The sequence below is a fragment of the Halomonas sp. G11 genome (assembly GCF_001663515.1).
In the GTDB taxonomy this organism is placed as follows: Bacteria; Pseudomonadota; Gammaproteobacteria; order Pseudomonadales; family Halomonadaceae; genus Vreelandella.
Genome location: NZ_LYXG01000023.1, coordinates 315,387 through 330,281, shown reverse-complemented (window position 1 = coordinate 330,281; position 14,895 = coordinate 315,387). Strand labels below are relative to the sequence as shown.

Here is a 14,895-nt window from a genome sequence, read left to right as displayed (position 1 = left end):
TCAGCTCGGGTCGTAGGAAAGCACCGGTGACAGCCAGCGCTCCATTTCCTCAAGCGGCATTTGCTTTCGTTCAGCCAATACCTTGACCTGATCCTGGGTAATCTTGCCGGTTGAAAAATATTTCGATTGCGGGTGCGAGAAATACCATCCAGATACCGCCGCGGCAGGCCACATGGCAAAGTTTTCGGTCAGCGCCAGTCCGGTATTGGCGGTGGCGTCAAGCATCCTGAACAGCGTTGCCTTTTCGGTGTGGTCAGGGCAGGCCGGGTAGCCGGGAGCGGGGCGGATGCCCTGGTATTTCTCGGCAATCAAGGCGTCATTATCGAGCGACTCCTCGGGCACGTAGCCCCAGAATTCCTTGCGCACGCGTTCGTGCATCCGCTCGGCAAAGGCCTCTGCCAACCGGTCCGTCAGGGCCTGAACCATGATGGCGTTATAGTCGTCGCCCGCCGCTTCGTATTCTTTGGCCAGTTCATCGACCCCGTGCCCGGTGGTCACCGCAAAGCCGCCAATCCAGTCCGCTTTGCCGCTGTCCTTGGGAGCGATGAAATCCGCCAGACTGTAGCAGATGCCGTCGCGTCCTTTGGTGGTCTGCTGACGGATATGATGCAGCCGTTCGACGACATCGGTACGGGATTCATCGGCGTAGACCTCAATGACGTCGTCATCGACGGTATTCGCCGGCCAGAAGCCAATCACGCCCCTTGCCTGGACGCGCTTTTCGTCAAGCAGCTTGCGCAGCATCACCTGGGCATCTTCAAACAGGTTGCGAGCCGCCTCGCCGACTACCTTGTCATCCAGAATCTTGGGGTATTTACCCGCCAGCTGCCAGCTCATGAAGAAGGGCGTCCAGTCGATCCGCTCGACGAGCTCATCAAGCGGGTAATTATCGAAGGTGTTCAGCCCCAATTGGTGAGGTTTGACCGGCGTATAGTTGGCCCAGTCGGTCCGAAAACGCCGCTTGCGCGCCTGGGTGTAGTCAAGGTCGGCGGCTTTGGGGCGACGCTTGGCATTGCGTTCACGAACTTTTTCGTACTCCTCGCGTATTTCGGCGATGTAGGGCGTCTTGAGGGACGGTGTAAGCAGCCGACTGGCCACCCCGACTGCCCGGGACGCATCGGTCACATAAATCACCGGATGGTCATACTGGGGTTCGATTTTGACCGCCGTATGCGCTTTCGAGGTCGTTGCACCGCCAATCAGCAGTGGCAGGTCCATGCCGCGACGCTTCATTTCCTTGGCGACGTGAACCATTTCGTCCAGGGACGGCGTGATCAAACCGGACAGCCCGATGATATCGGCGTTGTGATCCTTGGCGGCCTGGAGGATTTTCTCGGTGGGCACCATTACGCCAAGGTCAATGACCTCGTAGTTGTTGCACTGAAGCACCACGCCGACGATATTCTTGCCGATATCGTGGACGTCGCCCTTGACCGTCGCCATGACAATCTTGCCCTTGGCCTGGGTGTCAGCACTTTTTTCGGCCTCGATATAGGGAATCAGGTAGGCGACGGCCTGCTTCATGACCCGAGCGGATTTGACCACCTGGGGCAGGAACATCTTGCCTGCGCCAAACAGGTCGCCGACCACGTTCATGCCGTCCATCAAGGGCCCTTCAATGACCTCGATGGGGCGTTCTGCCTCGGCACGTGCCAGTTCGGTATCGTCTTCGATGTGCGCGGTAATGCCTTTGACAAGGGCATGTTCGATACGCTTGTTGACCGGCCAGCTGCGCCATTCCAGGTCTTCTTTTTTCGCCGCGCCGCTGCCATCGCCTTTATAATTATCGGCAATCTCCAGCAGGCGCTCGGTGCCGTCGCTGCGGCGGTTGAGCACCACGTCCTCAACGGCTTCGCGCAGTTCGGCAGGCAGGTCATCGTACACGGCGAGCTGGCCCGCGTTGACGATCCCCATGGTGAGGCCTGCACGAATGGCGTGGTACAGAAAGACCGAGTGAATCGCTTCGCGTACCGGATTATTGCCCCGGAACGAGAAGGATACGTTGGAAACGCCCCCGGAAAGCATGGCGTGGGGCAGGTGTTCGCGAATCCACTGGGACGCCTCGATGAAATCAACGGCGTAGTTGTTATGCTCTTCGATCCCCGTGGCAATGGCAAAAATATTGGGGTCGAAAATGATATCTTCCGCCGGGAAACCGATTTCATCCACCAGCAGGCGGTAGGCGCGCTCACAGATCTCCGTCTTGCGGGCGAAGGTATCGGCCTGGCCTTCCTCGTCGAACGCCATCACCACGATGGCGGCCCCGTAGCGGCGGCACTTCGTGGCCTGCTCCCGGAAAGCGGCTTCGCCTTCCTTGAGGGATATGGAGTTGACCACGGCCTTGCCCTGCACACACTGAAGCCCGGCTTCGATGATTTCCCATTTGGACGAGTCGATCATGATCGGCACGCGGGCAATGTCGGGCTCACCGGCAATCAGGTTCAGAAAGCGCACCATGGCTTCCTGAGATTCCAGCATGCCCTCATCCATGTTGATATCGATGATTTGGGCGCCGTTTTCCACCTGCTCCAGCGCGACTTCCAGCGCCGTGGTGAAATCTTCTTCCACGATCAACCGCTTGAAGCGCGCCGAGCCGGTCACATTGGTGCGCTCGCCGACATTCACAAACAGCGAGTCGGCTTCGATATTGAACGGTTCAAGGCCCGACAATCGGCAGGCGGGGGAACGTTCCGGCACCTCGCGGGGCGGCAGACCATGAACGGCTTCGGCAATGGCGCGGATGTGTTCCGGGGTTGAGCCGCAACAGCCGCCGATAATATTCACCAGCCCACTCTGGGCAAATTCGGCAACAATGCCCGCCATTTCCTCGGGTGTTTGATCGTATTCGCCAAATTCGTTGGGCAGGCCCGCATTAGGGTGGGCCGACACAAAGGTGTCAGCCTTGGTGGAGAGTTCTTCGACGTACTGGCGCAGCTCTTCGGCCCCTAACGCGCAGTTAAGGCCTACGGAAAACGGGTTGGCGTGGCGAACGGAATTCCAGAAGGCTTCGGTGGTTTGTCCCGATAGCGTTCGACCGGAGGCATCGGTGATGGTGCCGGAGATCATGACCGGTAGCCGCTTGCCCAGGGTCTCGAATAGTTCCTCGAGGGCGTAGATGGCGGCCTTGGCATTCAGGGTATCGAAGATGGTCTCGATCATGATCAGGTCGGCGCCGCCATCAATGAGCGCCTGAGCGGCTTCAAGGTAATTGTCACGCAGCTCGTTGAAGGTGACGTTACGCTTGGCGGGGTCGTTGACATCCGGCGACAGCGACGCGGTGCGCGAGGTAGGGCCCAGCACGCCCGCCACATACCGCGGCACCCCGGTCTCTTCGGCAACGGCGTCACACACTTCCCGGGCCAGCCGTGCCGACTCGCGGTTCAGCTCCGGCACAATATCTTCCATGCCGTAGTCAGCCTGGGAGAGGCGGGTACTATTGAAGGTGTTGGTTTCAATAATATCGGCACCGGCCTCGAGATAATCGCGGTGAATGCGGGTCACCACGTCGGGGCAGGTCAGCGCCAGCAAGTCATTGTTGCCTTTCAGGTCCGACGGCCAGTCACTGAAACGCTGGCCACGAAACTCCTCCTCGCTCAGCTCGGCATTCTGCAACATGGTCCCCATGCCGCCATCCAGGATATGGATACGTTGATTCAGGCGTTGGGAGAGGGTGGCAATCAAATCACTAGCAGCCATGGCAGGGGGATGTCTCCAGCGTCACAGTCAAAAAAGGTTTTTTATCGTCGGCAATCGCCGTTCAAATGAACCAACGGCGCACTATGATAACAAAGGGTGCCAGGCGGGGCAGCAATGTATTGTTTATGAATGCCATAGGCCCCATTAACGATACACCGGAAATAGCCTAGTAAAACAGTCGGGATTGTGTCGGCGCGCTGTTTTGCTTACCATAGACACAAAATGACATGTGAAGTGGCGCCGCCACTGCCACGGGAGGAAAACAGCCCTCATGACCACGACAGCAGAAGCAGAAACCAAGGTCGATACCCAAGGTATTGATATTACCAACAGTGCACAGGATTACCTGGCGGAATTGCTGGAAAAGCAGAACGTCGAGGGCATCGCTGTGCGCATTTTCATCACCCAGCCGGGCACGCCCTACGCCGAAACGTGTTTGGCCTATTGTCGCCCTGGCGAAGAAGAGCCGACTGACGAAAAGCTGGAACTCGAGAAGATCAACGTGTTTCTCGACAAGAATAGCCTGGCGTTCCTTGAGGAAGCCGTGGTCGACTTTAACGCCGACCGCATGGGAGGCCAGCTGACCATCAAGGCACCAAACGCCAAGATGCCCAAGGTCAATGCGGACAGTCCGCTGGAAGACCGCGTCAACTATGTGCTGTACAGCGAAATCAATCCTGGCCTGGCTTCTCACGGCGGCGAAGTCAAGCTGGTCGAACTGACCGAGCAGAACATGGCAGTACTGGCCTTCGGCGGTGGCTGCCAGGGTTGCGCGGCCGTCGACCTGACCCTCAAGGACGGCGTCGAAAAAACGCTCATGGAGCGTATCCCCGAGCTTGGCGGCATTCGCGATGTGACCGACCACTCGGACACCACCAACGCCTACTATCGCTAATCAATAGCGTTCCACCAAGATGATGATGCCCAGCCCTTGCTGGGCATTTTTCGTCTGCGCCCATTGACGCTAGCCGTCTAGTCACGGCTATTTTTATCTTCGTGCTCACCATTCTGGTCGCGCGCCAGTGATGTCGGCAGATCGGTTAGCTGCCGTTGCATGGCGTCCATCCTGGACCAAAGCTGTTCCTGCCAGGCCTTTTCGCGAGCATCATGTTGCCGCGCTTCTTCGGCTAACGCCGTTTCTGCGCTGGCAAGCTTTTTGATCACCTCGTCGTGGCGCTGTTGAAGGTCTTCCACTGCGGTTTGCAGCTGCTGATAAGCCTGCTGCTGGGCATGTGCCTCCAATTGATACTGATGGATTGATTTTTCCAGCGTTTTAATCTCTTCGGCCAACGCCTCGTTACGTTTATCAGCCTGTTTCAGCCGTCGCTGGTAGGCGCTTTCTTCCTGAGCCCGTTCCTGTCGGGCGCTGTCCAGCAGGCTCATCAACCGGTCTTCGGCGGCTTCATGGCGCTGCTCTTCCTGAGTCAGACGCGCCTGCCATTCGGCCTGCTGTTGGCTGAGTTGATCGGCATGCTGCGCCTGACGCTCAGCTATGTCTTGCTGGGCGCGTTCATGGGCGGACTGCCATTTGCCCACTTCGTCACGGGCTTCCTTTGCCTGGGTCCGCCACTGCGCTTCATCCGCTTGGCTGGCCGCCAGGTCCCGGCTAAGCGCCTCGACGCGCGTCTCTGTATGACGCAGATATTCTGCCAGGGCGCTTTCACGCTGCTCCGCATTGGCGGCCCGCTGGTCGGCCTCACTGGCCTCGAGTTGTGCCGCTTCGACCTGGCGGTCGGCTTCCTCGCGATAATGGCGTAACGCTTCGTGCGCCGCTTCCATGGCGTTCTTCCATAGTTCACCGGCAGCGCTAACCACAGATTCCGGCACGCCCTTGGGAGGAGGGATATCGCGGTTCTGCTCCCGGTCAAGTCGCCACTGGCGAAAGTGTTCACTGATGGTGGTAAAGCTCCCCGTGCCGAGTACTTCCCGAATGCGCTGAACGCTCGGCGTATCGCCTCGGCTAAGCAGTGTATCGATGGCCTGTTGTACATCCTGGTATTGAATGCCGCTGCGTGCCATTGGCGGGCTCCTTGCAGGGTTGGAATGACCGTGATTATCCCGCCGCTGGCGATATAAGGCAATATTACGTAATACGTAAAATGTAATTTATTTATCTTAAATCGAATAAATTCAAGATTACGCGTATTATCTTGAATTTATAAAGGGTAAAAGGCAGACTTGACGCACTTATCAGCAACTGGCGCGAATAAGAAGGAAGAAGAGGGAAGAGGGAAGAGGGAAGAGGGAAGAGGGAAGAGTAAAAATAGCAGGGTGAGAGAGGATAAGAGACGTCAATGGAAACGTGGGATAATACCGCTATCGCCAACCCGATATCGCCGCTGGAAAGCCTCGGTGGCTCGCCCGCGTTGCCACATATTACCGCCAGCACGGACGTGGAGGCGGTCGCGGCGTGGCTCGCCGAATACCAGGAAAGCCCGCAAACCTGGAAGTGTTATCGCCGGGAAGCCGAGCGCCTGCTGTTGTGGCTGAATACCCAGAACTTGACGCTTGGCAAGGTCAACCGTGACGTGCTGCGTCACTTCGAACAGTTTCTTGCCGACCCACACCCAAGTGCCTATTGGGTGGGGCCTACCAAGCCCCGGCATCACCCACAATGGCGCCCGTTCCGGGGTGGACTTTCACCGGCCAGCCGTCGGCAAAGCCTGGTTATTCTCCAGGGGTTGTTCAGCTGGCTGGTAGAAGCGGGGTGGGTGCGCCACAATCCGTTTCGCCTGATGCGCGATAAATCACGCCGCATGAGCAACCAGACGCCGCGCATAGAGCGCTACCTGGAGCGGGAGTTATGGGAATGGCTCTGGCAGTGGCTTAACCAGCCAGTGGAGGAGGGCGAACGCAACCGTTACGAAATGGCCAGACGGCGGTTCATCTTTGGCTTTGCGTATCTGCTGGCCCCCAGGGTGAGTGAAATGGCCGAGGCCCGTATGGGTGACTTTGAGCGAAGCGAAGGGCGCTGGTGGTGGTCTGTCGTCGGTAAAGGCAATAAGATTGCCCGCATTCCTCTCCCGGCTGACATGCTGGAATGCCTGGCCGAATGGCGGCAGACCCTGGGGCTCTCTACCACGCCGGAACATCAAGACGATACGCCCGTAATTCGCGCCCTGGACAAGAAGCGGGGGATTGGTCATAACCAGCTCTATCGCTTGATACGTGAGACTTTCAGCGAAGCAGCAAAGGCACTGGAAGCGGCTGATGGCAACCCTGTTTACATTGAGGCGTTGCGCCGGGCAACGCCTCACTGGTTGCGCCATACATCCATTACCCATCAAGCCCAGGCAGGCATCAGCCTGCGGCATCTGGCCGACAGCGCTCGCCACTCGCGCCTGGATACCACCGCGCGTTATCTGCACAACGAAGCCATCGAGTGGCACCAGGAACAGCAACGCCACCAGATTGAGCCGAGAGCCACCCAAGACGACGTTGAGACGTTATAATGGGCAGAATTTCGTGACACCAACGCTAAAGGAATCACCATGACTACGTCCGGTGCCGAGTTAGCCCAGCAGGAACTGATCGAAGAGTTCGACATGTTTGATAACTGGATGGACCGTTATCAATACATCATCGATATGGGCAAACAGCTACCCGCTTTCCCCGACGAGTGGAAAACAGATGAGTTTAAAATTCAGGGATGTCAGTCGAACGTGTGGATGCACCACGAAGCGCAGGACGACAAGCTGATCTTCAAGGCAACCTCTGATGCGGCGATAGTATCAGGATTGATTGCCGTGCTGCTGCGTATCTACAGCGAAAGAACCGCCGAAGAAGTACGTAGTACAGAGCCACATTTCATGACGGATCTGGGGCTGGACAAACACTTGTCGCCAACGCGGAGCAACGGCTTGCATGCCATGCTGGAGCGTATTTACCAGGTTGCCCGGCAAAGCGCTTAACAATCACGCCGGGAGCGATGATGATCACCAGTGTCTGAGTGGTCTTCGCCTTCCCGGCATAGGGCTTCACTGCGCCCGCCGGGAACAGGATCCATGCCGCCGTTGCTGCCCGGGTGACATTTTAAAATACGCTTCATAGCCATCCAGCTGCCTTTGAACGGTCCGTGTACCTGGATGGCTTCGATGGCATAGGAGGAACAGCTTGGCCAAAAGCGACAGCGTGGGCCGAGCAGGGGACTTAACGTATATTGGTAAATGCGCACCATAATGACCAGACATTGACCGAGCAGCCAACGCACGCCATTAAGCCAAGTCTTCATGGCGATGGCTTGGCGTAGAGCTCGGCGGGGTCAATAAGGGGCTCGCTGTTGATCGTAACGCCTTCGTTTGAAAGCGACAGGTAAAAGCAGCTCCGCCGCCCCGTATGGCAGGCAGGCCCGGTTTGCGCCACCTGGAGCAACAGCGTGTCGCCATCGCAGTCGAGGGCCGCCGATACCAGATGCTGCTGTTGGCCGGAAGACTCACCTTTGCGCCACAACTTGCCTCGTGAGCGCGAGTAATAGCATACCCGCTGCGTTTGCAGCGTTTCTTCCAGGGCTTCGCGGTTCATCCAGGCCATCATCAACACCTCGCCGGTATCGTGCTGCTGGGCGATGGCAGGCAGCAGGCCGTCGGCATTAAACGCGGCGGCATCGAGCAACGCCGTGACAGATAAAAGGGCATCCGCAGGAGATGCTGACTCGAGGTCTTTGAATAGTGAATTTTCTGAGGACATGTTCACGACTCATCATGAGGTTGGCAGCGCTGACATAGCCCCTGTAATTCTATGGTCTGGCGCTCTACATTGAAGCCTTGACGCTGGGCGAGGGCGGCCAGTTGATCGCTGATTTCATCCAGGTGGAGCTCTTCCACGTAACCACACTGCCGACAGATAAGCAGCTGAAAGCCATGAGCGTGTTCCGGACATGCGCAGGCAACATAGGCGTTTTGCGATTCGATACGGTGAACCAGTCCCTGTTCGATGAGAAACTCGAGGGCACGATAAACCGTCGGCGGTCGAGCCGCCGCGTGCTCTGTGGAGAGCTTGTCGAGTAGGTCATAGGCCTTTAAGCCGCCACCATGACGCGCGATCAATTCAAGCACACGGCGCCGAATAGGCGTAAAGCGCACGCCCCGCGTATGGCATTGGGATTCTGCCTGTTGTAATAGCACATTGGCGTGTGTCATAGACGTCTCGTTGACCAGGGTGAGCGCAGTTCACGCTCTAAAAGTAGTTTACGCGCTTGCTGGAGGCGTGTCAGCCGGGTCTGTCAACTCACTCACGCGGGCAAAATGATGCTGCGCAAATGCCACGCGCTTCTTGGCAGGCACGCCATCGGGCTGACGTTCGATAAGGTCCAGGCGGCGGCGCAGACCTTCACCGTTGGTCATCTGGATGGCGAGCCCGGGGCGGGCATTAAGCTCAAGCAACATCGGGCCATGCTGGCGGTCGAGCACCATGTCGGTTCCCAGGTAGCCCAGTCCGGTCATTTCGAAACAACCCGCAGCCAGATTAAGCAGCGTTTCCCATTGGGGAACCACCAGGCTAGCCAGGTCGTGCCCGGTATCCGGATGAACAAAGCAGGGGCGGTCAAACTGCACGCCGCGAAGGGCGGCGCCCGTTGCCATGTTAAGCCCCACACCGACAGCTCCCTGGTGCAGGTTGGCCTTGCCATCCGATGCCGCCGTCGAGAGCCGCATCATGGCCATGACGGGGTAGCCTTTAAAGACGATGACACGAATATCAGGGACGCCTTCGTAGGTGTAGGCCATCAGGCTTTCATCAAAGTTGATCAGTGTCTCGACAACGGCGACGTCGGGTGAGCCGCCAAGCGAGTAGAGCCCCGACAGAATATTCGACACATGGCGTTCGATATCGGTGATCGAAAGGCGTGCCCCGCTAGGCTTGATAAAATCATCGCCCTCGATCTTTTCAATGACCAGAATTCCCTTGCCGCCGCTGCCTTTGGCCGGTTTGATCACAAATCCATGGTGGCCTGACAATATTTGGCCGATGTGCTTGACCCCAAACTGGGTCGTCACCGTGCCGATTAACGCCGGCGAGGTAATCCCGTAACGTTGCGCCAACAGCTTGGTTTTCAGCTTGTCATCCACCAGCGGGTAAAGGCGCCGGTTATTGTAACGCCCGATATAGCGGATGTTACGCCGGTTCATGCCAATAATGCCTTTGTCACGCAGTTGCGACGGCCATGTCCAATTACTCAGCCAGCTCATGAGGGCTTGTCTTCCTCGGTAATGGGCTTGAAGCGCCGCAGTTCCAGCAGGCGATAACCCGTGTAATTACCCAGCAACAGGATCAGTGCCATCAAGATGAACTGAACCCCCAGGAAGTTAAAGGTGATATGGCGCACCCATGGATTGTTCATGGCCAGGAAGGCGATGACGGCGGTGAGCAGGCTGCCGCCCCCTTGTATCAGGACCTGCTTGGGACCTTCTTCTTCCCACAGGATCGACATCCGCTCGATCGTCCAGGCAAGAATGATCATTGGGAAGAAGGTAATGGTCAGCCCGGCGTTCAAGCCCATTCGGTACGCCAGCACCGAGAATACCGAGATGATGGCAATGACGGTGATAATCACCGCCGACACCCTGGCCACTAATAACAAGTTTAAATAAGACAGGTAATTACGGATTATCAGGCCTACCGACACGACCAGCAGAAAACCAATTAACCCGGTTGTCAGACTGGTCTGGATAAAGGCGAGGGCAATCAGTACAGGCATGAAGGTGCCCGAGGTTTTGATGCCTACCAGTACGCGCAGGAAGACGACGACCAGGGCGCCAATCGGAATAAGCAGAATGGTTTGAAATAGCGCCTGTTCCTCCAGCGGGAGGCTGTGAATCGAGAAGTTCAGCAGCGTATCGTTGGAGTTGTGGTTACGTACCGCCGCGGACGCGGGCTGATAATGGGTCATCATCGAGAAACTGACCCGGGAGTTTGTCCCGCCTTGTACTTCCAGGACAGCTTCGCCGGTGGTTTCCCATAGCAACAGGTTGTCTGGCTTGCCCTGGACGCCGGTAATGGGGTGGAAAAGCGACCATGTCTCGTCGTTTTCATCGAATACCTGAATCCAGGTGCTCAGTGTTTGCCGCCGACGCCCATCCTCAAGCAGCAAACCGCTGACGCCTCTGGCTTTCACTCCAGCCTGGTTAAGCAGGCGAACCACCAGCGGTGCTGGATCCATCTCGCCAAGCAGAAGGCGGGCATTTTCATCCTGGCGCTCACCGTTCACATCGCGAATCAACTCACGGGCAAAGGTGGCGTTATTGGCGCTGCGCTCCCAGGCTTCATCGATAAGCTGCTCAGCCGCCGAGTCGTAAGGGCTTTCCCACTCGACGGCGGGAGGCAGTTCAGGGGCTGCCTGCACCGGCGCTTGCGCGTCGGGCGATACCAGCATTTGCACGGAGTAATACAGCTGCTGTTCGCCATCGGCTTCGCGAATCGTCCATTCCGCACGCCGCCCCGCGTCATTTGCCTGGTAAGCCAGCCCGTAGCCAGAAGAAGCCGTGTTCTCGGTAAGTATACGATACCCAGCCTGCTGGGTCGGCAGTGCAAGATCAACCTCTACCGGGCCATCCTGGGCATCAAAGGTAATGACGGCTTCAATTTCCCAAACTTGGCGCTGTTCACCTGGCACCCAGGGTATTTCAAACTGCAGGTGACGATGTACGCTCATCGCAATGCCAGCTGCGAGCAATAAACCGACGATAAAATAAAAGGGTAGCCGGGACATTAAGATTCCTTTCAAAAGTGACAGAGGCGGCTGTCGTTATTCTTCGCTATCGTCTGACTCAGCAACTTCATCGTCAGCCGCTTGGTCGGCGGGCTCGCCACCGGGGAACTCGGGCCGGTCAAAGCGATAAGTTTCTGCTACATCGATAATGGCAATATCGAGCAAGAAACGCCGACCGAGCAGAACAGGGTAGTCCAGATGACTGCGGTCGCTAAGGGTGAACTCCACATTTTCGCTGAGCGGCCCCAGGGTTAGCAGCAGGGAAATCACCAGACGCGATTCTTCTCCGGAGGCCTGTACGATACGGACGCGACGCTCGATAGGCGCTTCAATCCACTCATCGCGGATACTTTCGACCACGACATCTTCTTCATTAAGCGCCAACTTGAAGCGCACCCAGTCTTCACCGTCACGTTCAAAGGGCGTGATGTCACGGGCAGATAGCGATGATGTATTGGCGCCGGAGTCCACTTGGGCCTGGAGATAGGTACCGATACTCGGTAATCCTACCCATTCATTGCGGCCAAGCAGCGTTTTATTTTCAAGCAGGTCGTTTTCAACATTGCATTCTTCACGAACCACAATGGATTCCTGGTTGCGTGCATCCAGTTGCTGCACATCGTTGCGCAGGAGGCGAAGCAGACTGCCGACTTCTCGTACATCGGCGGTAAAGACGTCTTGCTTGTCAAGCTGGCGTTGCTGCAAGGTCGCCGTCTCGCTGCATTGCTGGGACAACTGGGTCTGCAACCTATCCATGCGTGTGTTGAATGCTGCTTCATCAAGGGGTGGGGGTCCTTCGGGAGCAGGCTTCGGCAACGCACAACCCGTCATCAAAACAGCCGAACCTACTATCAACCAAACAACACCTGTACGCATAACATGGACACTCGTTATCAATAAGAGGATGAATGATAAGGAGTAGTGAGACCGGTTGTCCAACACCCGCACGATGTTTTGACCGGCAGTCTACCGCATTTAACATAATATATATTATGCGAACTCAAGGATGACTTGGCTTTGACCATGATTCCTGCGATAGTTTCGACAATTATTATACCCACCACTCAATCCATATAGGGAAAGCACAATGAAAATATCTGTTCAAGCTGCCGTTTTCGCCCTCCTGGTCACTTTCCTTGCAAGCTGTTCAAGTATCGATGTCGAAGATTACGCCGGTACCGAACCGCGTCTGGATATCGCCGAGTATTTTACCGGCACAACCCGCGCCTGGGGCATGGTACAGGATTACAGCGGCGAAGTTCAGCGCCGGTTTACCGTGACCATTGACGGTCGTGTTGAAAACGGCACGCTAATTCTGGATGAGGACTTCGAGTTCGCCGATGGCGAGACCGACAGGCGTGTATGGCGCTTCGAGCGTATCGATGAACATCGCTGGGAAGGCACGGCGAATGACGTCGAAGAGACGGTGGATGCCCGCCAATATGGTCATGCGTTCCACATGAACTACCCGCTGGATGTGGCGATCGGCGACAGAACGATCAACTTCACCATGGATGACTGGATGTACCTGCAACCCGATGGACGATTGATCAATCGTACCGCCATGAAAAAGTTCGGTTTAACCCTGGGGGAAATTACGCTGGTATTTGAGCAAGTGGCTCCCTGATCAAAACGATAGCCTTCCTGACGCATCAGCCCCTGCCACACCCAAAAACAGCCTGCTGATTAGCAGGCTGTTTTAGTACTAAGGTTCGCCAAAAAAGCTAACGCCCCAGGGCTCAATCATCGGCCGGCGCGTAGGAACCATCTTCACGGTGTACTTCGTTACCGGTGATTGGCGGCGTGAACACGCAGGCCAGGTGCATGGTTTTATGAGCACGCAGCAGGTGCTCGTCATGCTGGTCAAGAATGTAGATATCACCGGGCTTGATCGGCCAGATTTTGCCATCTGCCAGGGTTTCCACCTCACCTTCACCTTCGATGCAATAAACGGATTCATAGTGATGCTTGTAATGAATATGCGTTTCGGTGCCTTCGAAGATACGCGTAATATGGAACGAAAAGTTACCACCATCACCTGCCAGTACCAGGCGCGTACTGTCCCAGTTGCCGTTCTCGGCTGTCACTAAGCGATCTGTTTGGCGGGCTTCTTCAATGTTGCGAACGATCATACTGGTGCTCCAATTAAGAGGCGGCCCGAACGGAACCGCATACGTTATATCTTAGCGGAAGAATAGTAGCGTTGTTACTCGCTAGCGACAGCTTTGACACATTTTTCCAGGATGTCCAACCCTTCCAGCAGGTCTTCATCGCTGATGGTCAGCGGGCACAGGCACTTGACCACTTCGCCGTCTTGACCGCTGGTCTCGATGATCAGTCCGTGTTCAAACGCCATGGCGGTGATTTTATCGGCGATATCACCTGAAACGACGTCGATGCCACGCATCAAGCCACGGCCGCGTTCAGTGGCGGGTATGCCGTTTTCGGTAAGCATCGCGGCTAACGATTTAAAGCGCTCTTCTACAATACGGGCTTTACGCTGTACGTCACGCTCGAAAGTGTCGTTTGACCAGTATTTTTTGAGGGCGGCAGTGGCTGTCACCATGGCCAGGTTGAAACCTCGGAAGGTGCCGTTGTACTGGCCTGGCTTCCACTTATCCAGCTCCGGCTTCATGAGTACATGGGCAAACGGCATGCCAAAGCCAGATAACGACTTGGAATTGGTCACCATGTCCGGCTTGATGCCCGCATGTTCGAAGCTGAAGAATTTGCCTGTGCGACCACAGCCCGCCTGGATATCGTCAATGATCAATAGAATGTCGTGGGCTTTACAGATCTCTGCCAAGCGCTTGAGCCACTCGAGGCCGGCCACGTTGATACCGCCCTCGCCTTGCACCGTTTCGACAATCACGGCGGCCGGCACATCCAGACCGCCCGATTTATCCTTCAACAGCTTCTCGAAATAATCAAGTGTGTCGGCATGTTCGCCCATGTAGCCATCAAACGGCAGGAAGCTAGCCCCCTGGGTCGGAATGCCACCGGTGGCTTCGCGGAACTTACGATTACCGGTGGTGGCCAGGGCGCCCATGGTGACGCCATGGAAACCGTTGGTGAAGGTGACGATATTGTGCCGCCCTTTCGCCACACGCGCCAGGCGGATGGCGGCTTCTACCGCATTGGTACCGGTTGGACCAGGCAGGTGAACTTTATAGTCCAGGCCACGAGGCTTGAGAATGACATTTTCAAGCGTTTCCAGATAATCGCGTTTTGCATCGGTCCACATATCCAGGCCATGAACGACACCGTCTGTGGCCAGATAGTCGATCATGGCTTGCTTTAAATACGGATTGTTATGGCCGTAGTTCAATGTGCCCGCACCGGCGAGAAAATCGATATATTCACGACCGTTTTCATCGGTCAAGCGGGCATTCTGTGCCTTGGTGAATACCACCGGGAAAGAACGTGAATAGGTACGAACATTGGATTCCATACGTTCGAGAGTCTGGGTCTGCATTAGCGACCTCCTTTTTTAA

Annotated in this window: 14 protein-coding genes; 4 read left to right on the top strand and 10 right to left on the bottom strand. The window is 56.3% G+C overall.

The genetic code is table 11. The annotated features are described in order from the left end of the window. Complete coding sequence (gene metH, locus ADS46_RS12445) at positions 1 to 3,696, bottom strand: methionine synthase (RefSeq protein ID WP_066320583.1); 3,696 nt, start codon at positions 3,694 to 3,696, stop codon at positions 1 to 3. Between the two features lie 271 nt (positions 3,697 to 3,967). Between metH and nfuA the strand changes: the two genes are divergently transcribed. Then, complete coding sequence (gene nfuA, locus ADS46_RS12440; RefSeq protein ID WP_066320581.1) at positions 3,968 to 4,591, top strand: Fe-S biogenesis protein NfuA; 624 nt, start codon at positions 3,968 to 3,970, stop codon at positions 4,589 to 4,591. Between the two features lie 77 nt (positions 4,592 to 4,668). On the opposite strand, the gene ADS46_RS12435 is transcribed toward nfuA, so the two are convergent. Next, positions 4,669 to 5,715: a DNA-binding protein gene (locus ADS46_RS12435; RefSeq protein ID WP_066320580.1), complete on the bottom strand. Its 1,047-nt coding sequence runs from the start codon at positions 5,713 to 5,715 to the stop codon at positions 4,669 to 4,671. 275 nt (positions 5,716 to 5,990) lie between these two features. Here ADS46_RS12435 and ADS46_RS12430 point away from each other — a divergent pair, with 275 nt between their 5' ends. Both ADS46_RS12430 and ADS46_RS12425 read left to right on the top strand, forming a co-directional pair. Further along, on the top strand, positions 5,991 to 7,148 hold the full coding sequence (locus ADS46_RS12430; RefSeq protein ID WP_066320579.1) for a tyrosine-type recombinase/integrase: 1,158 nt from the start codon (positions 5,991 to 5,993) through the stop codon (positions 7,146 to 7,148). Between the two features lie 39 nt (positions 7,149 to 7,187). After that, complete coding sequence (locus ADS46_RS12425; RefSeq protein WP_066320574.1) at positions 7,188 to 7,607, top strand: SufE family protein; 420 nt, start codon at positions 7,188 to 7,190, stop codon at positions 7,605 to 7,607. Here the strand turns inward: ADS46_RS12425 and yidD are convergent. From yidD to ADS46_RS12395, 6 genes are read right to left on the bottom strand one after another with little or no spacing between them, the layout of a single operon-like run. Continuing rightward, a complete protein-coding gene (gene yidD / locus ADS46_RS12420; RefSeq protein WP_066320572.1) occupies positions 7,604 to 7,927 on the bottom strand; it encodes a membrane protein insertion efficiency factor YidD in 324 nt (107 codons plus the stop codon). The two genes, ADS46_RS12425 and yidD, sit on opposite strands and share 4 nt — an antisense overlap. Next, positions 7,924 to 8,382 carry a phosphoribosyl-AMP cyclohydrolase gene (gene hisI, locus ADS46_RS12415; RefSeq protein WP_066320570.1) on the bottom strand — a complete coding sequence of 153 codons (459 nt, stop codon included), beginning with the start codon at positions 8,380 to 8,382 and terminating at the stop codon, positions 7,924 to 7,926. Before hisI ends, yidD begins: the two co-directional genes overlap by 4 nt. A 2-nt stretch (positions 8,383 to 8,384) precedes the next feature. Beyond that, positions 8,385 to 8,834 (bottom strand): transcriptional repressor, encoded by a 450-nt coding sequence (locus tag ADS46_RS12410; protein WP_066320569.1) that lies wholly within the window; start codon positions 8,832 to 8,834, stop codon positions 8,385 to 8,387. 48 nt (positions 8,835 to 8,882) lie between these two features. Continuing rightward, entirely contained in the window at positions 8,883 to 9,881 is a 999-nt protein-coding gene (locus tag ADS46_RS12405; protein WP_066320568.1) for an alpha-L-glutamate ligase-like protein, read from the bottom strand. Continuing rightward, positions 9,878 to 11,401: an inactive transglutaminase family protein gene (locus tag ADS46_RS12400; RefSeq protein WP_066320567.1), complete on the bottom strand. Its 1,524-nt coding sequence runs from the start codon at positions 11,399 to 11,401 to the stop codon at positions 9,878 to 9,880. Before ADS46_RS12400 ends, ADS46_RS12405 begins: the two co-directional genes overlap by 4 nt. 36 nt (positions 11,402 to 11,437) lie before the next feature. After that, the gene (locus ADS46_RS12395) at positions 11,438 to 12,277 is read right to left on the bottom strand and encodes an ATP-dependent zinc protease (RefSeq protein WP_066320565.1); all 840 of its coding nucleotides are present in this window, start codon (positions 12,275 to 12,277) and stop codon (positions 11,438 to 11,440) included. A gap of 211 nt (positions 12,278 to 12,488) precedes the next feature. On the opposite strand from ADS46_RS12395, the gene ADS46_RS12390 reads away from it, so the two are divergent. Beyond that, positions 12,489 to 13,028: a DUF3833 domain-containing protein gene (locus ADS46_RS12390; protein WP_066320562.1), complete on the top strand. Its 540-nt coding sequence runs from the start codon at positions 12,489 to 12,491 to the stop codon at positions 13,026 to 13,028. Positions 13,029 to 13,140: 112 nt separating this feature from the next. Here the strand turns inward: ADS46_RS12390 and ADS46_RS12385 are convergent, their stop codons facing one another. Together ADS46_RS12385 and ectB are read right to left on the bottom strand one after the other, a co-directional pair. Next, complete coding sequence (locus ADS46_RS12385; protein ID WP_066320560.1) at positions 13,141 to 13,533, bottom strand: ectoine synthase; 393 nt, start codon at positions 13,531 to 13,533, stop codon at positions 13,141 to 13,143. Positions 13,534 to 13,607: 74 nt separating this feature from the next. Next, positions 13,608 to 14,876, bottom strand: a complete 1,269-nt coding sequence (gene ectB, locus ADS46_RS12380) for a diaminobutyrate--2-oxoglutarate transaminase (RefSeq protein ID WP_066320559.1) — start codon at positions 14,874 to 14,876, stop codon at positions 13,608 to 13,610. Positions 14,877 to 14,895 lie beyond the last annotated feature (19 nt).